This is a genomic window from Streptosporangium sp. NPDC002721 (assembly GCF_042888905.1).
Classification (GTDB): domain Bacteria; phylum Actinomycetota; class Actinomycetes; order Streptosporangiales; family Streptosporangiaceae; genus Streptosporangium.
Genome location: NZ_JBIAQI010000032.1, coordinates 92,857 through 113,833, shown reverse-complemented (window position 1 = coordinate 113,833; position 20,977 = coordinate 92,857). Strand labels below are relative to the sequence as shown.

Genomic DNA, 20,977 nt, shown 5'->3' with positions numbered 1-20,977 from the left:
TAACACACTGTTGAGTTCTCAAGAAACGGACGCGTACACCATCACCCAAACCCAGCCGATCAGCCAGGCCCGAACTCCGGGGCGTTCCATTTCGTATTTAAACCGTACAGGCCTGTCAAGATTGTGTCAAATTGCTAGCTATCAGCCGTTTGTCACAAAACCTGCAAACTTGCTAGGATTTCCGCTGCCTCGCTTCCGAGGCGACCCCCTGAAGCTACCGTGCCATCCGGGACACAGCGAATCAACCAATTTTCCGGTGACCTACGCGGAGTCCGAACGCTCAGGTTCGTTCAGGTGGAGTGGCCCTGGGCCCGTCCGCCGATCGGCGTCCGGCTCGCTCCGGGGCATTGGAAAGATTATGCGCCTCTCGGAACATCGTCAAATCAGCCGCGCTCGACAAAACCGCAGGTCAGAGCGGTTCCTTAAGGAAACCAGGAGCGTTTGCTACCGGAATGTTACGCGGTGAGACGGTTGACGCCCCGGCCCGGGCCGGGGCGTCGGTTGCCTTGAATCGTCCCGCTGACCTGGCGGAACACCAGGATGGCGGGGAGAACCCGAGCGATGCGGAGAACCGCGCGGGGCAGAACGATGGGCGAAGGAGGGATCAGGGCGCGACGATCTCGACACCGCCGACGGAACGCTTGCCGCGGCGCAGCACCAGGAAGCGTCCGTGGAGCAGGTCGTCGGCGGACGGCACGTACGCCTCGTCGGTGACCTTGACGTTGTTGAGGTAGGCGCCACCCTCCTTCACCGCGCGGCGAGCCTCCGACTTCGACTTCACCAGGCCACTCTCGGCGAGCAGGTCGACGAAGGACGCCCCCAGAGCGGACACCTCCGCACGCGGCACCTCGGCGAGGGCCTCCCCCAGCGTGCGCGCGGGCAGCTCCTCCAGGGACCCCTGGCCGAACAACGCCGCCGAGGCGGCGATCACCGCGGCGCATTCGTCGGCGCCGTGCAGCAGCGTGGTGAACTCCTCGGCGAGCGCCCGCTGCGCCTCGCGCCCGGCGGGCCGCTCGGCGGCCGCCTTCTCCAGTCCCTCGATCTCCTCGCGGGACCGGAAGCTGTAGATCTTGAGAAACTTCACCACGTCACGGTCGTCCGCGTTCAGCCAGAACTGGTAGAACGCGTACGGGGAGGTCATCTCCGGGTTGAGCCAGACCGCGCCGCCGGCCGTCTTGCCGAACTTGGTCCCGTCGGCCTTGGTGATCAGCGGCACGGTGAGGGCGTGCACGTGGCCGCCCGTCACCCGGCGGATGAGGTCGGTTCCCGCGGTGATGTTGCCCCACTGGTCGCTGCCGCCGATCTGGAGCGTGCAGCCGTGGCGCCTGTTCAGCTCCAGGTAGTCGTTGGCCTGCAGGATCTGGTAGCTGAACTCGGTGTAGCTGAGCCCTTCCCCGCCCAGCCGGGCCGAGACCGACTCGCGGGCGAGCATGCGGTTGACCGGGAAGTGCTTGCCGACGTCGCGCAGGAAGTCGATCGCGGACATGCCCTCCGTCCAGTCGAGGTTGCTGACGAGGATCCCGGCCTTCTCGTCCGAGAAGTCGAGGAACTTCTCCACCTGGACGCGGATCCGCGCCACCCACTCGGCCACGACGTCGGAGGAGTTGAGCGAGCGCTCGGTGCTCCGGCCGCTGGGGTCTCCGATCAGGCCCGTCGCACCGCCCACCAGGCCGATGGCCCGGTGGCCCGCCCGCTGCAGGCGGGTGAGGGTCAGCAGCGGGACCAGGTTGCCGACGTGCAGGGAGGGGGCGGTCGGGTCGAAGCCGCAATAGACCGTGATCGGACCCTCGGCCATCGCCGCGCGCAGGGCGTCGATGTCGGTGGACTGCGCGATCAGGCCGCGCCAGGCGAGGTCATCCAGAATGTCGGTCACGATCCTTGCTTTCCAATGCTCGAAGTGACATGTAGCGCTCTCGTACACCCTGCCCGATCACGGCACTGTCGCGCCACTCGAAACCCTCCCCCCGCTCGAGGCGACCAGCGAGAGAGGGGCGGGCTGGGGAACGAGGGCACGACAGGCGCGGCGCTACCGGATGTACGCGTTTCCACCGAAAACATGCGATCTACCGGAGATACGCAACCTACTCACAGAGCGTGACCTACCGGATGTACGCGATCTGCCGACGGTGCGCGATCTGCCGAAGGCAAGCGATCTACCGGCGGCGCGGGACATGCGGGCGGTGCGGGGAGACCGTGGGCTCGCCGTCGATCCAGAAGCGCCACGGCGTCTCCTTGCCCGCCGAGACCCCGGTGCGCGGCCCCGACAGGACGGACGACGCCTTGGCCGGCTCGCCCTCGACCACGGAGAGTGATCCGGGGCCGCAGGCGTCGAGCCCGTCGTGCTCGCGGGTGAAGCCGAGCGCCACCGCCAGTCGTGCCGGTCCCCTGGCGAGGTCGGTCTCCCTGACGGGACGGGCGCCTCCCGCGTTCCGGCGGGCCAGGGCGGTCTCGACACCGGAGACCACCTCTCCGGCCCGCAGCAGCACCCCGGAGCCGACCCCCTCGGGCAGGCAGGTGAGGTTGGCGCAGAAGTGCATGCCGTACGTGAAGTAGACGTACAGGTGGCCCGGCGGGCCGAACATCACCGCGTTGCGCGGCGTCCGGCCCCGGTAGGTGTGCGACGCGGGATCCTCGCCCGGCAGCCCGTACGCCTCGACCTCGGTGAGGCGCAACGCGACCGGCCCGTGCATGAGCACCCGTCCGAGCAGGTCGGGGGCGACCTCGTGGGCGGGCCGGTCGAAGAAGTCGCGTGCCAGCGGCGCGGACGCGGCGGGCGGTCGCCCGCCGTGCTCGTCAGCGGTCATCGCCCGGGCCCTTGACGAGCGGCCGGGAATCGCTCGGTATACGTACGGCGAGGGAGTCGCCCGTTTCCCGGACGCCGCCCCCGCGAGCGTGACCCGGCACCCCCGCGGCCCCGGGCATCAGCTTCCGCTCGCCCAGGCGGCCTGGGCGTCGACGGTCTCACGCAGCGCGATGAGCTGGTCACGGACCCGGTCGGGTGCCGTACCGCCGTGGGCCTTGCGGGCGGCCAGCGCGCCGGGCACCGAGAGGACCTCGCGGGAGTCGGGCGTGAAGTGCGGGGAGACCTTGGCCAGCTCCTCGTCGGTGAGCTCGCCGAAGTCCTTGTCGTTGACCTGGCACCACACGACCAGGTGCCCGACCGCCTCGTGGGCCTCGCGGAAGGCGACGCCCCTGCGGACCAGCAGCTCGGCCAGGTCGGTGGCGAGCGCGAACCCGTCGGGGGCCGAGGCCTCCAGTTTCGCGGTGTTGACCCGCATGGTCGCGACCAGCCCGGCCATGGCGGGAAGGACGAGCAGCAGGCTGTCGACGGAGTCGAACACCGGCTCCTTGTCCTCCTGCAGGTCGCGGTTGTAGGTCAGCGGCAGGCCCTTGAGCGTCGTCAGCAGCGTCATGAGGTTGCCGATGAGACGGCCGCTCTTGCCCCGGGCGAGCTCGGCCACGTCGGGGTTCTTCTTCTGCGGCATGATCGACGAGCCGGTGGAGTAGGCGTCGTCCATCTCGATCCAGCGGAACTCCTGGGAGGCCCACAGGACGATCTCCTCGCCCAGCCTCGACAGGTGCACGCCGATCATCGCCGCGTCGAACAGGAACTCGGCGGCGAAGTCGCGGTCGGCGACGGCGTCCATCGAGTTGGGCGCGGCGGAGTCGAAGCCCAGCTCCCTGGCCACGGCCTGCGGGTCGAGCGGCAGGGAGGACCCGGCCAGCGCCCCCGAGCCCAGCGGGGAGACGGCCGCGCGCCGGTCCCAGTCGCGCAGGCGGTCGATGTCGCGGGCGAAGGCGTGCACGTGCGCCAGCAGTTGGTGCCCGAAGGAGACCGGCTGGGCGTGCTGCAGGTGGGTCATGCCGGGGGCGGCCGTCTCGGCGTGCTCCTCGGCCTGGCTCATCAGCGCGGTCTCCAGCTCCACCAGCCGGGACACGATGTGCCTGACGTGGTCACGGAGGTAGAGCCGCAGGTCGGTGGCGACCTGGTCGTTGCGGCTGCGACCGGCCCGCAGCTTGCCGCCGAGCGTGCCGAGGCGTTCCAGCAGGCCGCGCTCCAGCGCGGTGTGGACGTCCTCGTCGGCGACGGTCGGCCGGAACTCGCCCTCCTTGCAGGCGCGCTCCAGGTCGTCCAGGGCGCCGATCATGCGCGCCAGCTCGTCGTCGCTCAGCAGGTTCGCGCGGTGCAGCACCCTGGCGTGCGCGCGCGAGGCCAGCAGGTCGTACGGCACCAGCCGCCAGTCGAAGTGGACGCTCACCGAGAGCCTGGTCAGCGCGTCGGCCGGACCTCCCTCGAACCGGCCGCCCCACAGCCTCATGGGCTTGCCACCATCAGTCACCGTTGTTCTCCCTCCCCATTCAATCCGCGACCTTAGCCCAATCAGCTCAGCCGGGCGTCCCGGGCGGAGGCAATCCTGGCGGGCAGGCTCCACGGCCCGGCGAAGCCCTTTGCCAGGGGCCGGCCGAGGGTTTCGCCGGTGTCGTGGGCCGCGAGGCCGAAGTCGTACAGGGAGACCTCGGAGCGGCGCCCGATGACGGTGGCCCGGCCGCCGTGCGGGGTCGTCCGGATCTCGCCGATGACGTGTTTCGGAGCCTCGGCGACGGAGGCGTCCGGGCTTCCGGGGAACGCGAACATCACTCGATCGGTCATGATGGGGTATCTCCAAGATCTTTGTCGGTCACAGGTGTCTGTCGGATGCCGTCGAACAGCCCGCCGGAGCGGGCTAGATACGTCGGTCGGCGTGCCGGAGCAGCCCTTCCGCGACCGCCGCCCCGCCCATCGGGTCGCGGCTGATGACGAGGATCGTGTCGTCCCCCGCGACCGTGCCGAGGATGGACTCCCAGTCGGCGTGGTCGATGGCGGAGGCGAGGAACTGCGCGGCCCCCGGCGGCGTGCGGACGATGACCAGGTTGGCGGAGGCCTCGGCGGAGACCAGGAGTTCCTCCGCGAGCCTGCCGAGCCGGGCGTCGGGGGACTCGCCGGTACCGAGCCTGGCGAGCCTTATCCGGCCGCCGCCCTCCCCCGGCAGGGCGTAGACCAGGGAGCCGTCCTCGGCGCGCAGCTTGAGCGCGCCGAGCTCGTCCAGGTCGCGGGAGAGGGTGGCCTGGGTGACCTCGACACCGCTCTCCAGCAGGAGTTTGGCCAGCTCGGGCTGGGATCTGACCGGCTGCCGCTGCAGGAGGTCGGTGATCCGTGCCTGGCGGGCGACCTTGGTCATCGGGATCGTCATGCGGGTCACCCGCCTCCGGACGCGTCGCCGCGCGAGGAGCCGTACCCGGTGCCGGGGGACGCCTCCCGGCCCGCCACGGCGACCAGCCAGTGCAGCAGGGCCTTCTGGGCGTGCAGCCGGTTCTCCGCCTGGTCCCACACCAGGCTCCGCGGGCCGTCGAGGACCTCTGCGGTGATCTCCAGGTCGCGGTAGGCGGGCAGGCAGTGCAGGACGACGGCTCCGGGGGCGGCCAGGCTCACCAGCGCGGCGTTGACCTGGTACGGCATGAGGTCGGCGATCCGCTGCTCCTTGCCCTCCTGGCCCATGGAGACCCAGGTGTCGGTGGCGAGCACGTCCGCGCCCTCGGCGGCCTCGGCCGGGTCGGCGAGGACGGCGACCGAGCCGCCGGTCCCCGCGGCGACCTCGGCGGCCCGCCGCAGGATCTCCGGGTCGGGCAGGTATCCGGCGGGGGCGGAGACCCGCACGTGCATGCCCGCGACGGCCCCGCCGAGCAGGTAGGAGTGGGCCATGTTGTTGGCCCCGTCGCCGAAGTAGGCCAGCGTGAGCCCCGCGGTCCTGCCGAAGTGCTCCCTGACGGTCTGCAGGTCGGCGAGGATCTGGCAGGGGTGGAACTCGTCGGTGAGGGCGTTGACCACCGGCACCGAGGACGCCGAGGCCATGGCCTCGATCCTCTCCTGGCCCGAGGTGCGCCACACGATGGCGCCCACCTGGCGCTCCAGGACCCGGGCGGTGTCCTCGATCGACTCGCCCCGGCCCATCTGGGAGGACCCGGCGTCGAGGATCAGCGGGAGGCCGCCGAGCTCGCCGATGCCGACCGCGAAGGAGACGCGGGTGCGGGTGGAGTGCTTGTCGAAGAGGACGGCGACGGTCTGCGGCCCCTCGAAGGGACGGTAGGCGTAGCGGTCCTTCTTCACGGCCTCGGCCAGGTCGAGCACCTGGGCCTGCTCCGCGGGAGAGAGGTCGTCGTCCCTGAGGAAGTGCCTGACGTGCGCGTTTCCGGCGAGGTTACTGGGCATCTGCGGCCTCGTCGAGGATGGCGGGGAGCGCGGCCACGAAGGTCGCGACCTGGGCGGAGGTGATCACCAGCGGGGGCGCGAGCCGTACGGCGTCGGGCTGGAGGGCGTTGACCAGGAAGCCGGCGCGCTGGGCGGCGGCCTGGACCTGGGCGGAGCGGGCGCCGGTCAGCACGACGGCCCGCCACAGGCCCCGGCCGCGGACGCCGGCGAGCAGCGGGTGGTCGATCGCGGCGACGCCCTCGGCGAGCTCGGCGCCGACGGTGCGGGCGTGTTCCAGCAGGCCGTCGCCGTCGATGGTGTCGAGCACGGCGAGCGCGGCGGCGGCCGAGACGGGGTTCCCGCCGAAGGTGGACCCGTGGTCGCCCTGGGCGAAGACGGTGCCCGCCGCGCCGAAGCCGACGCAGGCGCCGATCGGCATGCCGCCGCCGAGGCCCTTGGCCAGGGTGAGGACGTCGGGCAGGACGCCCTCGTGCTGGTGGGCGAACCAGTGCCCGGTGCGGCCGATCGCCGACTGGATCTCGTCGGCGACCAGCAGCGCGCCGGTGGCGTCGCAGATCTGCCTGGCGGCCGTGAAGTAGCCCTCGGGCGGGGGCACGACCCCCGCCTCGCCCTGGGTGGGTTCGAGGAAGACCGCGGCGCACTCGCCGGTGACCGCGTTCTTGAGCGCGTCGGCGTCACCGTACGGGACGAAGCGGACGTCGATCGAGAAGGGCCCGAACTGGTCGCGGATGGAGGGCTTGCCGGTCAGGGCGAGCGCGCCCAGGCTACGGCCGTGGAAGCCGTTCTCCGCGGCCACGAAGTAGGTGCGGCCGTTGGTCTTGCCGTACTTGAGGGAGAGCTTCAGGGCGGCCTCGTTGGCCTCGGTCCCGGAGTTGGTGAGGAACACCCTGGCCGGGACGCCGAGCAGGCCGAGCAGGCGCTCGGCGAGCAGCACCTCGGGCTCGTGCAGGAAGAGGTTGCTGGTGTGGGCGAGCGTGGCGACCTGCCGGGAGACGGCCTCCACCAGGGCGGGGTGGGCGTGGCCGAGCGAGCTGACCGCGATGCCGCCGATCAGGTCGAGGTACTCGCGGCCGTCGACGTCCCAGACCCTGCTGCCCTCGCCCCGGGCCAGTGCCACCGGGGGCACGCCGTAGTTGGGCATGAAGGCGGCCTCGAAGCGCCTGGCGAGTGCCTCTCCTGCGGGTCGTTCCTGCGGGCTCACTGGTCGTTCCCCTTCAGCTGGGCGGGGGCCTCGGGCCGCCGCCTGACCGGATCGGGCGCGGCCGCCGCCTCGGGGGCGTCGGGCAGCACCATGGTTCCTATGCCCTCGTCGGTGAAGATCTCCAGCAGCACCGAGTGAGGCACCCTGCCGTCGAGCACGTGGGCCCGTGGCACGCCGCCGCGGATGGCGGTCAGGCACGCCTCCATCTTGGGGATCATGCCGCTGGACAGGCCCGGCAGGAGCTTCTCCAGCTCGGTGGCCGACAGCCGTTCGATGATCTCGTTCTCGTCGGCGTCTGGGCGCCAGTCACGGTACAGGCCCTCGACGTCGGTCAGGATGATCAGCTTTGACGCCTGGAGCTCCACGGCGAGCGCGGCGGCGGCGGTGTCGGCGTTGACGTTGTAGACGGTGCCGTCGTCGCTGCGCGCGATGGAGGAGATCACCGGGATCCGCCCGTCGTCCAGCAGCGCCCGCACGGCTCCGGCCTCGACCTTGACGATGTCGCCGACCTGGCCGATGTCGACGCCGACGCCGTCGACGACGGCGTGCTTGCGCACGGCGGTGAACAGGTGGGCGTCCTCGCCGGACATCCCGATCGCGAACGGCCCGTGCCGGTTGACCAGGCCGACCACGTCGCGGTTGACCTGGCCGACGAGGACCATCCTGACGACCTGCATGGCCTCGGGGGTGGTGACCCTGAGCCCGGCGGTGAAGGTGGACTCGATGCCGAGCAGGTCGAGCTGGGCGTTGATCTGCGGCCCTCCCCCGTGCACGATCACCGGCTTGAGCCCGGCGTAGCGCAGGAAGACGACGTCGGCGGCGAACTTCTCGCGCAGGTGCTCCTCGGTCATCGCGTTGCCGCCGTACTTGATGACGACGGTCGCGCCGTGGAAGCTCGCGAGCCAGGGCAGCGCCTCGATCAGCGTGGTGGCCTTCGCCAGGGCCTCGGCGCGTCTCATCATGAGGAGTACGCCGAGTTCTCGTGGACGTAGGCCGTGGTGAGGTCGGTGGTGTGGATCGTCGCCGCGTGCGGTCCCGCCGACAGGTCGATGATGACCGTCACCTCGCGCGGGGTGAGGTCGACCTTGGAGCGGTCGTCGCCCGCGGCTCCGCCCCGGCAGATCCAGATGCCGTTGATGGCCACGTTGAGCCGGTCGGGCTCGAAGACGGCGTCGGTGGTGCCGACGGCCGACAGCACCCGGCCCCAGTTGGGGTCCTCGCCGAAGATGGCGCACTTGAAGAGGTTGGAACGAGAAACGGCGCGGCCGACGGTGACCGCGTCGTCCTCGGAGGCGGCGCCGACGACCTCGATGGCGATCGCCTTGGAGGCGCCCTCGGCGTCCATCAGCAGCTGGCGGGCGAGGTCGGCGCAGACCGCCAGCAGGACCTGCTCGAACTCGGCGAGATCGGGGACGACCTCCGAGGCGCCGCTGGCCAGCAGCAGCACGGTGTCGTTGGTGGACATGCAGCCGTCGGCGTCGAGCCGGTCGAAGGTGACCCGCGTCACCTTGCGCAGCACCGCGTCGAGCTGCTCGGCGGACAGGTCGGCGTCGGTGGTGATCACCGACAGCATGGTGGCGAGGCCGGGGGCGAGCATGCCCGCGCCCTTGGCCATGCCGCCGACCATGTAGCCGCCCGCGCCCTTCCTGAAGGAGATCTTCGAGATGGTGTCGGTGGTGCGGATGGCGTCGGCGGCGGCCAGGCCGCCGTCCCTGGCGAGCTGGGAGACCGCGAGGTCGACCCCGGCCAGCAGCGGGTCCATCGGCAGCCGCTCGCCGATCAGGCCGGTGGAGCAGACCGCGACCTCCCCGGCCGAGTCTCCCAGGGCGGCGGCGACCTTCTCGGCGGTGGCGTGGGTGTCCTGGAAGCCGAGCGGCCCGGTGCAGGCGTTGGCGCCGCCGGAGTTGAGGACGACGGCGTGGACGCGGCCCCCGGCCAGCACCTGGGCGGACCACAGGACCGGCGCGGCCTTCACCCGGTTCCTGGTGAAGACCCCGGCGGCGGCGCGCGAGGGGCCGTCGTTGACGACCAGCGCCAGGTCGCGGTCGGCGCTGGACTTGATGCCGGCGGCGACACCCGCCGCGCGGAAGCCGAGAGGGGCGGTCACGCTCATGGGGCGACTCCGTTGAGAGGAAGGCCGAGCTCTTCCGGCAGGCCGAGGGCGAGGTTGGCGCTCTGGATCGCCCCTCCGGCCGTGCCCTTGGTGAGGTTGTCGATGGCGACGACGGCGACGACGCGGCCCGCGCGCTCGTCCAGGACGACCTGGAGGGCGGCGGTGTTGGCGCCGAGGGTCATCGAGGTGGCGGGCCACTGGCCCTCGGGCAGCAGCCGCAGGAACGGCTCGTCCTTGGTGGCGACCTCGTAGGCCTCGCGCAGGGCCGCGGGGGTGAGGCCGGGCCTGGCGGGGGCGGTGCAGGTGGCGAGGATGCCGCGGCTCATCGGCGCCAGCACGGGCGTGAAGGAGACGGTGACCGGCCCGCCGGCCAGCGAGGAGAGGTTCTGCTCCATCTCCGGGGTGTGCCGGTGGACGCCGCCGACGCCGTACGCGCTGGCGGAGCCCATCACCTCGCTGCCCAGGAGGTTCGGTTTGGGGGCCCGGCCGGCCCCGCTGGTGCCGCTGGCGGCGACCACCACCACGTCGGGCTCGACGAGACCGGCGGCGAAGGCGGGGAAGAGGGCCAGGGTGACGGCCGTCGGGTAGCAGCCGGGCACCGCGATCCTGCGGGTGGCGCGCAGCTCCTCGCGCCGTCCCGGCAGCTCGGGCAGCCCGTACGGCCAGGTGCCGGCGTGGACGCCGCCGTAGAAGTGCTCCCAGGCGGCGGGGTCGGAGAGACGGAAGTCGGCGCCGCAGTCGACCACGAGGGTGCCGTCGCCGAGCTGCTCGGCGACGGCGGCCGACTGGCCGTGCGGCAGGGCGAGGAAGACGAGGTCGTGGCCGCCGAGGGTCTCGACGCTGGTCTCCAGCAGGATCCTGTCGGCCAGCGGGGCCAGGTGTGGCTGGTGGGCGCCGAGGGCGGTGCCCGCGCTCGACGCCGCGGTCAGCGCGCCGATCTCGATGCCGGGGTGGGACAGCAGCAGGCGCAGGAGCTCACCTCCGGCATAACCGCTGGCACCCGCGATCGCCGCTCTCATCCGTCCCCCCACCGTCTGCATGTTCATGCATTGCTACTCATGGACTTACTGGAAAGATTATGCATCGTGAGGGATTGTCATGCAAGCCGGTTATGACGCGGGCCGCCCACTCAGAGGTAACCCGCCGGGGCGGAAAAACCAAGGGGTACCGCTTTACCGGCTCGCGAAGGCGGGCACGAAAGCATCGGCCATGTTTCGGCACTGTTGCACGTACCTACCGGTCGGTATCGTGACCTTCCCGGCCCCTCCACCTCCAGGAGTGCGAACGAATGACTGTCACCCACGCCCAGGTCCAGGCCCGGCTCACCGGCCCGGGGCAGCTTTTCGAGACGGAAGAGATCCAAAGCCACGGCGGGACCGTGAAGACCTGGAAGCACGCGCCTCGCGACTTCCGGGCCCTCCTGGAGACGAGCAGGTTCCACGGCGACAAGGTGTTCCTGACCTACGAGGACGAGCACATCACCTACGAGGAGCACTTCCGGCGGGCCGCCACGCTCGCGCGGCGCCTGGTGGACGAGTACGGCGTGGTCAAGGGCGACCGGGTGGCCATCGCCATGCGCAACTACCCCGAGTGGGTGGTCTCCTTCTCGGCCGCGCTGGCCGCCGGGGCGATAGCCGTGCCGCTCAACGCGTGGTGGACGCCGCAGGAGCTGGAGTACGGGCTGTCGGACTCCGGGGCCAAGGTGCTGATCGCCGACGGCGAGCGGGCGGCCGGGCTCGCCGGCCTGGCTCCGGCGCTGATCGTGACCCGCGGCGAGGCGCCCGAGGGCGCCCGCTCCTTCGACGACGTGATGGGCGAGGTGAGGGCCGACGTCACGCTGCCGCCGGTCGAGCTCTCCCCCGAGGACCCGGCGACGATCTTCTACACCTCCGGCACCACGGGCCGCCCCAAGGGCGCGCTCGGCAGCCACCGCAACCTCGGCCAGTCGCCGATGACCGTCGCCTACGGCCTGTACCGCAGCGTGATCAAGGCGGGCAAGGACCCGGGCGACGCGGCCGGGCAGCGGCGGGTCACCCTGCTCACCGTGCCGCTCTTCCACGTCACCGGCTGCTTCGCGGTGATGACCACCACCATGTTCACCGGGGGCGGCCTGGTGCTGATGTACAAGTGGGACCCGGGCCGCGCGCTGGAGCTGATCGAGCGCGAGAGGATCACCGGCCTCACCGGCGTGCCCACCAACGTGTGGCAGCTCCTGTCCCACCCCGACCTGGACAAGTACGACATCTCCAGCCTCAGTGGCCTCGGGTACGGCGGCGCCCCCGCCCCGCCGAAGCTGCTGGAGCGCATCACCGAGCAGCTGCCCAACCGCGCCCCCTCCAACGGGTACGGCATGACCGAGACCACCGCGCTCGCCATCAGCAACGCCGGGGCCGACTACCTGGCCAAGCCCGACAGCATCGGCCTGCCGATGGCCGTGGTCGAGGTGAAGATCGCCGACCCGCTCGGCGGCGAGCTGCCGGTCGGCACGGTCGGCGAGCTCTGCCTGCGCGGCCCGAACGTCATCCTGGGCTACTGGAACCGGCCCGAGGCCACCGCGGAGACCTTCGTGGGCGGCTGGCTGCACACCGGCGACCTGGCCAGGGTGGACGAGGATGGGTTCGTGTTCATCGTGGACCGGGCCAAGGACATGGTCATCCGCGGCGGCGAGAACGTCTACTGCGCCGAGGTCGAGGCCGCCCTGTTCGAGCACCCGGCGGTCGAGGACGCCGCGGTGATCGGGATCCCCCACGACGAGCTGGGCGAGGAGGTCGGCGCGGTGCTCCGGCTGTCGGCCCCGGTCACCGACGAGGAGCTGCGGGCCTTCCTGCGCGAGCGGATCGCCCCCTTCAAGGTCCCGGTCAGGTTCTGGGCACGCGAGACGGAACTCCCCCGCAACCCCGGCGGCAAGATCCTCAAGACCCGGCTGCGCCAGGAGGTGCTGGGCCCCTGAGGCCCGCCGAGGGGTGGGGGCCCCCCCCCCCCGGGGGGGGGCCCCCCCCCCCCCCCCCCGGGGGGGCCCCGGGGGGGGGGGCCCCCCCCGCGGGGGGGGCCCCCCACCCCCCACGCCCGGCCCGGCGTCGAAGGTCGAGGGGAGCGGCCTCCCCGCCCCCTCGGTGACCTGCCGAAAATGATTTGCCATCGCGTGGGTCACCACTGAAACTAGCTTCTCGTGCCCGAAAACGCCGACCGATCGACCACAGGCCTGCTCCGCCGCCTGGCGATGGATCTCAGCCCTCTCCGCGACTCACGCGACTTCCGGCTGCTCTTCGCCTCCGGCGTCATCACGATGTTCGGCACCTTCCTGACCCTGGTCGCGGTGCCCCTGCAGATGAAGGAGCTCACCGGCTCCTACCTGGCGGTCGGCCTGGTCAGCGTCGCCGAGTTCGTCCCGATGGTGGTGTGCGGGCTCTGGGGCGGGGCGATCGCCGACGCCCTCGACCGGCGCAAGATCATTCTTCTCACCGAGGTGGGCCTCTGCCTCACGGTCACGATCCTGACCGTCAACGCGCTGCTCCCGGAACCGCAGGTCTGGGTGCTGTACGTCGTCGGCGCGCTCTCGGCCGGGCTGGGCAGCCTGCAGCGGCCCAGCCTGGAGTCGCTGATGCCGCGCGTGGTCAGGCACGACCAGCTGACCGCGGCCGCCGCCCTCGGCGCCTTCCGGTGGAACCTGGGCGCCATCGTCGCCCCGGGCCTCAGCGGCCTGATCGCGGCCTGGTACGGCGTCGCCGTCGCGTACGGCGTCAACGTCGTGACCTTCCTGGCGTCCCTGGTCCTGCTCTGGATGGTCCGGGCCCAGCCCCGCCCGGAGGACGCCCCCTCGGCCTCGATCAGGTCTCTCGTCCAGGGGGTCCGCTACGCCGTGGGCCGCTCCGACCTGATGGGCACCTACCTGGTCGACATCGCCGCGATGATCTTCGCGTTCTCCACCGCCCTCTACCCCTTCCTCGCCGACGAGCTGGGCGCCCACGAGGCCCTGGGGCTCTTCTTCTCGGCCTCGGCCATCGGCTCGCTGATCGCCTCGGTCACCTCCGGCTGGACCGCGCGCGTGCACCGGCACGGCCTCGGCGTGATCATCGCGGCGGCCGTGTGGGGAGTGGCGGTGGCACTGGCGGCGCTGATGCCCAACGTCTGGGGCATCTTCGCCTTCCTCGCCGTGGCCGGGGCCGCCGACATGATCAGCGGCGTCTTCCGCTCGACCATCTGGAACCAGACCATCCCCGACGAGTTCCGCGGCCGCCTGGCGGGCATCGAGCTGCTCTCCTACACCAGCGGCCCGATGCTCGGCAACGCCAGGGCCGGCCTGATGGCCGGCATCGGCGGCACCCGCTTCTCCCTGGGCGTCGGCGGCCTGCTGTGCGTCGGCGCGGTGGCGGCGATGGCCGCGCTGCTGCCGAGCTTCCGCACCTACGACGCCCGCGTCGACGAGCACGCGATCAGGGAGCGCATCCGTCGCGAGGAGGCCGCCCGCACTTGACGGCGGGCACCGGCAAGTATCCTCACGGAACGGAACCTCCTTGCTACTGTGAGATTATGACGGTCGACGTACGGAGCCCCGAGATGACGGAGTCCTCGCTGCCCGACTGGGCCTTCCCCCCGCCGGAGGGGTTCGTCGCGGAGGACCTCGATCGCATTCCGCAATTGCCCGCACACACAGAGTTAATCGATGGAAGCCTTGTCTTCGTGAGTCCTCAGGCTTCTTTTCACATGCGAGCGGTGGATCTGCTGGTCGACGCCCTTCGCCACGCCGCGCCCACCGATCTTCGAGCGCGTCGGGAGATGAGCGTCATCCTGGGCGAACGGCAGCGGCCCGAGCCCGACGTCAGCGTCATCCACGCCTCCGCCGAGCACAGCCCGGAGCAGACCTTCTACCGGGCCGAGGACGTCGTGCTGGCCGTGGAGGTCATCTCCCCCGACTCCAGGGCGCGCGACCGCGACCGCAAGCCGGTGTTGTACGCCGAGGCGGGCATCGCGCACTTCTGGCTGGTCGAGAACCAGTCGGGGAGACCCACGATCTACGTCTATGAGCTCGACCCGGTCGCCAGGTCGTATGTTCTCACCGGCATCCACCACGACCGGCTCAAGATCTCGGCGCCGTTCGACATCGACATCGACCTGACGGGGATCGACCGGCTCTAGGATCCGGCCCCGGTGTGTTCACCGCCCGGGGCGGGCTCCGTCACATCGCCCGAGCATCCCGTCCACCGCTCCGTCCGGACGTCCCGTCGACCGGCACGTGCCCCGCCTCTTCGCACGGGAGTCCCCGGACGGGGTCCTGCCTCACCCGTTCTCGCGCCAGCCCTCGTACTCCTCGGCCAGTGCCTCCAGGCGGGCCACACCCTCCGGCGGCAGTGCCCCGGAGGGGTCCTCGACCACCACCAGCCACTGGGCGTCCTCGGCGTCGTCCTCGCCCGCGAGGGTCTCCCTGACCACCGTGGGCACGCCGACCACCGGAAACTCCCCGGCCACGGTCTCGGCGACCTCCTCGGCGGCGTCGCGCTCGGCGAACACCAGCAGATGCCTCATCGCCCCCTCCCGGGGAAGGGCTTCGATCCGCCCTGAGCGAGCGGCGGGTACGTCATCGTCGCCTCCTGAAGGAGAACCCACCCGGGACCCGGATCACCCCGGCCCGGGACAGGGAGAAGGGGCCCGGGACACGCCCCGGGCCCCTCGTGAACCGGTCAGACGCCGCGCAGCCGCGCCCCGGCGCGCTCCCCGGCGAGGGCCACGGCCGCGTCGCGGGCCGCGGTGGTCTCCTCCACGGTGAGCGTCCGGTCGGGCGCCCGGAAGCGCAGCGAGTAGGCGAGGGACTTCTTGCCCTCGCCCGCCTGGGCGCCGGTGTAGACGTCGAACAGCCGGATCGACTCCAGCAGCGGGCCCGCGCCCTCGCGCAGCGCCGCCTCCACGGTGGCCACCGGGGTCGCCGCGTCGACGATGAGCGCGACATCCTGACCCGCGACGGGGTACGCGGAGATGGCCGGGGCCTGCGGCGGACCCGCGGTCAGCGGCTCCAGCCGGGTCAGCTCCAGCTCCATCGCGCAGGTGCGTGGCGGCAGGCCGTACGCCTCGACGACACGCGGGTGCAGCTCACCGGCGTGACCGACGAGCACGTCACCGGCGTACAGCGCGGCGCAGCGGCCCGGGTGCCAGGGCTCGTGCCGGTCGGCGCGGACGTCGAGGGTGACCCCGGCCTCGGCGGCCACCACCCGGGCCGCTTCGACGGCGTCCGCCCAACCGGCCGCGCGGCCCCTGCCCCACCAGCCGGACGGCTCGAACTCCCCGGCCAGCACCGCCCCGACCCGGAGCGGCTGGGCCGGCAGCGCGGACTCGATCGAGGCGAGCTCCTCCGGGCTCGGCCTGCGGTCGACACCCAGTACGGGAGCGACGGCGGGCGCGTCGGACGAGGGCCGGTAGACCAGGCCCGCCTCGAACAGCGCCACGTCGCCGAAGCCCCGGCCCACGTTGCGGACCAGCGTCTTGAGCAGGCCGGGCAGCAGGGTCGTCCGCATCAGCGGCTCGTCCTCGCTGAGCGGGTTGGCCAGCCGCACGGCCAGGCGGCGCGCGTCGCTGGCGGGCAGCTGCAGGTTGTCGAAGTCGCGCTCCCCGTTGAACGGGTAGGCGAGGATCTCGACGTAGCCCGCGGCGGCGAGGGCGCGGCCGACCCGGCGGCGCAGGCGCTGGCTCTCGCTGAGACCGGCGCCCGCCGGGGCGGCGGGCAGGATCGAGGGCAGGTTCTCGTAGCCCTCCAGCCTGATGACCTCCTCGGCGAGGTCGTTCGGGTCGGTCAGGTCGGGCCGCCACGAGGGCGGGGTGACCGCCAGCATGTCGTCACCGGTGACCGCGAGCCTCGCGGCGATCCCGGCGGAGGCGGGGTCGCCGGTGGCCGCGGTGCCGGCCACCGTGCCGCCCGTGGCCGGGGCGGTCGCGCCGGTGGCCGCCTCCACCGCGCAGCCGACCTGCTCCAGGCGGCGGATCACCGTCTCGCGGTCGTAGGCGGTGCCCGCGACCCGGCCGGGGTAGTCACTCGGGATGGCGATGTGAACCGGTGCGACCTCCACCTCGGCGTGGGTGACGCCCGGCTGGATCGTGCCGCCGCCGAGCTCGGCCAGCAGGCGGGCCGCGCGCCAGGAGGCGTACAGCGGAAGCTCCCTGTCGACGCCCCGCTCGAAGCGCTTGGAGGCCTCGCTGACCAGGTTGTGCCGGCGCGACATGCGCGCGGTGCCGCTGGCGGAGAAGTGGGCCGCCTCGATCACGATGTCGGCGGAGGCGTCGGAGATCTCGGTGTGCAGGCCGCCCATGGTGCCGGCCATCGAGATCGCGCCCGACCCGTCGGTGATCAGGATGTCGTCCGGGTGGAGCTTGCGGACCACGTGGTCCAGCGTCTCCAGCGTCTCGCCCGGCTCGGCCCTGCGCACCACGATCTCGCCGGTCAGCTTGGCCGCGTCGAAGGCGTGCAGCGGCTGGCCCAGCTCCAGCATGACGTAGTTGGTGACGTCGACGGCGAGCGAGACCGGGCGCATGCCGGCACGGGCGAGCCGCGCGCGCATCCACAGCGGACTCGGCGCCGACGGGTCGAACCCGCGGACCTCGCGGAGCACGAAGCGGTCGCAGGCCGACGGGTCGGCGATCGAGGCCGGGTAGGACGGGCCCGCCGGGGCGGGCGGGGAGACGTCGGAGGGGTCGATGAACGCCGAGTCGAAGGCGGTGGCCGCCTCGCGGGCCACGCCCCGGATGGAGAGGGCGTAGCCGATGTCGGGGGTGATCTCCAGCTCGATCACGTCGTCGCGCAGGCCGAGCAGCTCGACCACGTCGGCGCCGATCGGGGTGCCGGCGGGCAACACGAGGATGCCGGGCGAGGAGTCGGCCACGCCGAGCTCCGCCTCCGAGCAGATCATGCCGTCGGACAGCCGCCCGTAGGTCTTGCGCGAGGCGATCTCGAACCCGCCGGGCAGCACGGCGCCGGGCAGCGCGACCGGGACGCGGTCACCGGCCTCGAAGTTGGTCGCGCCGCAGACGATCTCGCGCGGCGCGGCCTCCCCCACCTCGACCTGGCAGTGGCGGATGGGCTTCTTGAACCCCTCCAGCGTCTCGATGGAGAGCACCTCGCCCACGACGACGTTCTTGATGTCGTGGCCGTAGGAGATGACGGACTCGAGCTTGAGCCCGGCGGCGGTGAGCTTCTCGGCGATCTCGTGCGCCGTGACGGCGGGGAGATCGACGTACTCCCGCAGCCATGAAAGCGGGACCTTCATCAGACCTCCATTCCGAACGGAAGGGTGAAGCGGACGTCTCCCTCGACCATGTCGCGCATGTCCTCGGCGTTGTGGCGGAACATCAGGGTGCGCTCGACGCCCATGCCGAAGGCGAAGCCGCTGTAGCGGGCGGGGTCGACGCCGCAGGCGATGAGCACCCGCGGGTTGACCATGCCGCAGCCGCCCCACTCGATCCAGCCCTCGGACTTGCAGGTACGGCAGGGCGGGTTGCCGGGCACCGCGGAGGCGCCCCGGCAGACGAAGCACTTCAGGTCCATCTCGGCGGAGGGCTCGGTGAAGGGGAAGTAGTTGGGCCGGAAACGGGTGGTGATCCCCTCGCCGAACATGACCTCGGCGAACCGGTCGAGGGTGCCCTTGAGGTGGGCCATGGTCAGGCCCTCGTCGATCGCGAGCCCCTCGACCTGGTGGAAGACGGGGGTGTGGGTGGCGTCGAGCTCGTCGGTGCGGAACACCTTGCCCGGCGAGATCACGTAGACCGGGAGCTCCCTGCCGAGCAGCGCCCGGATCTGGACCGGAGAGGTCTGGGTGCGCAGCACCTTGCCGGAGTCGACGGACTCCACGAAGAAGGTGTCGTGCTCCGAGCGCGCCGGGTGGTCGGCGGAGATGTTCAGCGCGTCGAAGTTGAACCACTCCCCCTCCAGCTCGGGACCCTCGGCCACCTCGTAGCCCATCGCGACGAAGGCGTCGGCGATGCGCTCCTGGAGGGTGGTCAGGGGGTGCCTGGCGCCGCGGGGGGCGCGGGCGGAGGGCAGCGTGACGTCGACGGTCTCCTCGACGAGGACCCTCTCGTCGCGCTCGGCCTCCAGCTGCGCCTGCCGCTCGGCGAGGGCGTCGGCGACCGCCTTGCGGGCGCCGCCGATGCGCTTGCCCGCCTCGGAACGGGCCGCCGGGGGCAGGGCGCCGATCTCGCGGTTGGCCAGGGCGATCGGTGAGCGGTCACCGGCGTGCGCGAGGCGCACCTGCTTGAGTTCTTCGAGGTCGCGCGCCGCCTTGACGGCGTCGAGCGCGTCGGCCTGCATGCGCGCCATCTCGTCGGCGTGCAGCGGGGTCACCTCGACCGGGTCGTAGTTTGACAAGAGAGAGCTCCGAATCCAGGGCTTGAGCGGCCATGAGTCTAGTCGGATGAGCCCACCGGGCCGACATTCGCGATCAGGCGAAGTCGGGGGTGCCGGTGGGCACCATAAATCGAAACTCGGCGCCGCCCTCGGGCCCGCGCTGCACGGAGATGGTGCCGCCATGCGCCTCGATCAGCCCCTTGACGATGAACAGGCCGAGCCCGGTGCCGCCGCGGCGGCGGGCGTTGCCCCGCCAGAACTGCCGGAAGACGCGCGTGACCAGCTCGGGCGGGATGCCCTCCCCCTGGTCGCGGACGGACACGGTCACTCCCCATTCGCTCGGCTCGACGACTATTGTCACCGTACCGCGCCCGTGACGCACCGCGTTTTCCATCAGATTGGCGAGCACCTGGTCGATCTTGTCCTGGTCGAGCCAGGTCTCGGGCAGCTCGCCGCGCACCTGGAGCACGAAGCGGCCCTCCGGCTCGCCCGCCGCCATCCGTCCCGCGATGATCCTTGCGATCCTGGCCGGGATGTCGACCACCTGGCGGTGGATCTCCAGCCGCCCCGACTCGATGCGCGAGACGTCGAGCAGCTCGGTGATCAGCCGGGTCACCCGGTCGGCGTCGGCGTTGACGGTCTCCAGCATGACGAGCTTCTGGTCGTCGGTGAAGCGGGTCCACTTGGCCAGCAGGGTCGCGGTGAACCCCTTGACGCTGGTGAGCGGGGAGCGGAGTTCGTGGGCGACGGTGGAGACCAGGTCGGCGCGGCTGCGTTCCAGGCGGGCGCGGGCCCCGGCGTCACGCAGCGTGATGACCACCCGGACGACCTCCCCGCCCCGCCGGGGCTCGCGCACCAGCCGGGCGGCCACCAGCAGCTCCTGGCCGCCGGGGGTGCGCAGCGGCAGCTCGGGCTGGCGGGCGCGGCTGGAGAGCCCGCCGTAGGTGTCGAGCCACTTCCACCAGTCGCGCCCGTCGTGGTCGTGGAAGGAGAACACGTCACGTAGGTGCCGCCCCGCGGCCCGCTCACGGGTGACGCCGGTCAGGAGGGCGGCGGCCCGGTTGACGGTGAGCACATGGCCGTCGCCGTCGGTCACCACGAGGCCGTCGGGAAGCTCGTCGACGTCGATCACGGAAACGGAATCGGTGCTCCGCTCGCCGGTGTGTTCGCCGTGCACGACCCCGCCTCCTAGACGCTACATGGCCGACAATAGCGGGTTTCCCGCACCGTACGGCAGCCTCGCCGGGCGGGGAGCCTCACCTGGAGCCGGCGCCGGTGCGCTGAGACCGGGCAGATGCGTACAGACAGACCGCGGCGGCGGTCGCGAGGTTCAGGCTCTCGGCCCGCCCGTGGATGGGGACCCGGACGACCTCGTCGGCGAGCTTGAGGATCTCCTCGGGGAGCCCCCACGCCTCGTTGCCGAAGATCCAGGCCGTCGGCCCGGACAGGTCCACGTCGTCCAGGGTCTGCCTGCCCGCGCCGTCGGCGGCGAGCACCCGCAGCCCCGCCCCCTTGATGTGCTCCACGGCCCGCGCCACCGGGACGCCGGTGGTGACCGGGAGGTGGAACAGGCTGCCGGCGCTGGCCCGCACGCACTTGCCGTTGTAGGGGTCGACCGAGGCGTCGGTGAAGACGACGGAGTCGGCGCCCGCGGCGTCGGCCGTACGCAGCACGGTGCCCGCGTTTCCGGGATCGCGGACGTGGGCCAGCACCGCCACCAGCCTGGAGCCGGGGACGACGGAGGCGTCCAGCGGCACGTGCACGAAGCGGCACACGGCCAGCAGCCCCTGGGGGGTGACGGTCTGGGCCAGCTCGGACATGACCTCGCCGCTGGCCCGGAAGAGCGGCACCCCCGCGGCGGTGGCGGCGGTGACGACGTCGGCGTGGCGCAGCTCGGCCTCGGCCGTGGCGAACAACTCGACCACGACGCCCTCCAGCGCCAGCGCCTCGCGGACCGCCTGCGGCCCCTCCGCCAGGAAGGAACGGTCGCGGTCCCTGAAGGCCCGCTTCGTCAGCCTGCGCGCGGCCTTGACCCGCGGCGACTTGATGTTGGTCAGCTCAGACCCGGCCATGCCCGTCCCCCAAGAACCC

The 20,977-nt window shown here is 71.9% G+C and carries 18 protein-coding genes; 3 read left to right on the top strand and 15 right to left on the bottom strand.

From position 1 onward, the window contains the following. Positions 1–604 precede the first annotated feature (604 nt). From tyrS to argC, 10 genes are all read right to left on the bottom strand, one after another. Positions 605–1,873 carry a tyrosine--tRNA ligase gene (tyrS, locus tag ACFYWM_RS37075; protein WP_389923965.1) on the bottom strand — a complete coding sequence of 423 codons (1,269 nt, stop codon included), beginning with the start codon at positions 1,871–1,873 and terminating at the stop codon, positions 605–607. A gap of 280 nt (positions 1,874–2,153) precedes the next feature. Continuing rightward, complete coding sequence (locus ACFYWM_RS37070) at positions 2,154–2,804, bottom strand: DNA-3-methyladenine glycosylase (protein WP_389923962.1); 651 nt, start codon at positions 2,802–2,804, stop codon at positions 2,154–2,156. A gap of 117 nt (positions 2,805–2,921) precedes the next feature. Continuing rightward, entirely contained in the window at positions 2,922–4,340 is a 1,419-nt protein-coding gene (gene argH / locus ACFYWM_RS37065; RefSeq protein WP_389923959.1) for an argininosuccinate lyase, read from the bottom strand. Between the two features lie 41 nt (positions 4,341–4,381). Next, on the bottom strand, positions 4,382–4,651 hold the full coding sequence (locus ACFYWM_RS37060; protein ID WP_389923956.1) for a hypothetical protein: 270 nt from the start codon (positions 4,649–4,651) through the stop codon (positions 4,382–4,384). Positions 4,652–4,724: 73 nt separating this feature from the next. Next, the gene (locus ACFYWM_RS37055) at positions 4,725–5,231 is read right to left on the bottom strand and encodes an arginine repressor (RefSeq protein WP_389923953.1); all 507 of its coding nucleotides are present in this window, start codon (positions 5,229–5,231) and stop codon (positions 4,725–4,727) included. 5 nt (positions 5,232–5,236) lie between these two features. After that, the gene (gene argF / locus ACFYWM_RS37050; RefSeq protein ID WP_389923950.1) at positions 5,237–6,247 is read right to left on the bottom strand and encodes an ornithine carbamoyltransferase; all 1,011 of its coding nucleotides are present in this window, start codon (positions 6,245–6,247) and stop codon (positions 5,237–5,239) included. Then, entirely contained in the window at positions 6,237–7,388 is a 1,152-nt protein-coding gene (locus ACFYWM_RS37045; RefSeq protein ID WP_389923980.1) for an acetylornithine transaminase, read from the bottom strand. The genes argF and ACFYWM_RS37045 overlap by 11 nt, the downstream gene beginning before the upstream one ends. A 56-nt stretch (positions 7,389–7,444) precedes the next feature. After that, positions 7,445–8,410: an acetylglutamate kinase gene (argB, locus tag ACFYWM_RS37040; RefSeq protein WP_389923947.1), complete on the bottom strand. Its 966-nt coding sequence runs from the start codon at positions 8,408–8,410 to the stop codon at positions 7,445–7,447. Then, positions 8,407–9,561 carry a bifunctional glutamate N-acetyltransferase/amino-acid acetyltransferase ArgJ gene (gene argJ, locus ACFYWM_RS37035; RefSeq protein ID WP_389923944.1) on the bottom strand — a complete coding sequence of 385 codons (1,155 nt, stop codon included), beginning with the start codon at positions 9,559–9,561 and terminating at the stop codon, positions 8,407–8,409. Before argJ ends, argB begins: the two co-directional genes overlap by 4 nt. Continuing rightward, positions 9,558–10,580 carry an N-acetyl-gamma-glutamyl-phosphate reductase gene (argC, locus tag ACFYWM_RS37030; RefSeq protein WP_389923977.1) on the bottom strand — a complete coding sequence of 341 codons (1,023 nt, stop codon included), beginning with the start codon at positions 10,578–10,580 and terminating at the stop codon, positions 9,558–9,560. The genes argJ and argC overlap by 4 nt, the downstream gene beginning before the upstream one ends. Before the next feature lie 269 nt (positions 10,581–10,849). On the opposite strand from argC, the gene ACFYWM_RS37025 reads away from it, so the two are divergent. From ACFYWM_RS37025 to ACFYWM_RS37015, 3 genes are all read left to right on the top strand, one after another. Continuing rightward, on the top strand, positions 10,850–12,511 hold the full coding sequence (locus ACFYWM_RS37025) for a class I adenylate-forming enzyme family protein (protein WP_389923940.1): 1,662 nt from the start codon (positions 10,850–10,852) through the stop codon (positions 12,509–12,511). 219 nt (positions 12,512–12,730) lie between these two features. Beyond that, positions 12,731–14,035 carry an MFS transporter gene (locus ACFYWM_RS37020; protein WP_389923937.1) on the top strand — a complete coding sequence of 435 codons (1,305 nt, stop codon included), beginning with the start codon at positions 12,731–12,733 and terminating at the stop codon, positions 14,033–14,035. Positions 14,036–14,091: 56 nt separating this feature from the next. Beyond that, positions 14,092–14,697, top strand: coding sequence for a Uma2 family endonuclease (locus ACFYWM_RS37015; RefSeq protein WP_389923934.1), 606 nt, complete (start codon positions 14,092–14,094; stop codon positions 14,695–14,697). 141 nt (positions 14,698–14,838) lie between these two features. On the opposite strand, the gene ACFYWM_RS37010 is transcribed toward ACFYWM_RS37015, so the two are convergent. The 5 genes from ACFYWM_RS37010 to ACFYWM_RS36990 form a co-directional block, all read right to left on the bottom strand. Continuing rightward, positions 14,839–15,084: a hypothetical protein gene (locus ACFYWM_RS37010; protein WP_389923931.1), complete on the bottom strand. Its 246-nt coding sequence runs from the start codon at positions 15,082–15,084 to the stop codon at positions 14,839–14,841. Between the two features lie 155 nt (positions 15,085–15,239). After that, positions 15,240–17,810: a phenylalanine--tRNA ligase subunit beta gene (locus tag ACFYWM_RS37005; RefSeq protein ID WP_389923928.1), complete on the bottom strand. Its 2,571-nt coding sequence runs from the start codon at positions 17,808–17,810 to the stop codon at positions 15,240–15,242. Next, positions 17,810–18,859, bottom strand: coding sequence for a phenylalanine--tRNA ligase subunit alpha (pheS, locus tag ACFYWM_RS37000; RefSeq protein ID WP_389923974.1), 1,050 nt, complete (start codon positions 18,857–18,859; stop codon positions 17,810–17,812). Before pheS ends, ACFYWM_RS37005 begins: the two co-directional genes overlap by 1 nt. A gap of 121 nt (positions 18,860–18,980) precedes the next feature. Beyond that, a complete protein-coding gene (locus ACFYWM_RS36995) occupies positions 18,981–20,063 on the bottom strand; it encodes an ATP-binding protein (protein WP_389923925.1) in 1,083 nt (360 codons plus the stop codon). Positions 20,064–20,142: 79 nt separating this feature from the next. After that, positions 20,143–20,958 (bottom strand): TrmH family RNA methyltransferase, encoded by an 816-nt coding sequence (locus ACFYWM_RS36990; RefSeq protein WP_389923922.1) that lies wholly within the window; start codon positions 20,956–20,958, stop codon positions 20,143–20,145. Positions 20,959–20,977: the final 19 nt, after the last annotated feature.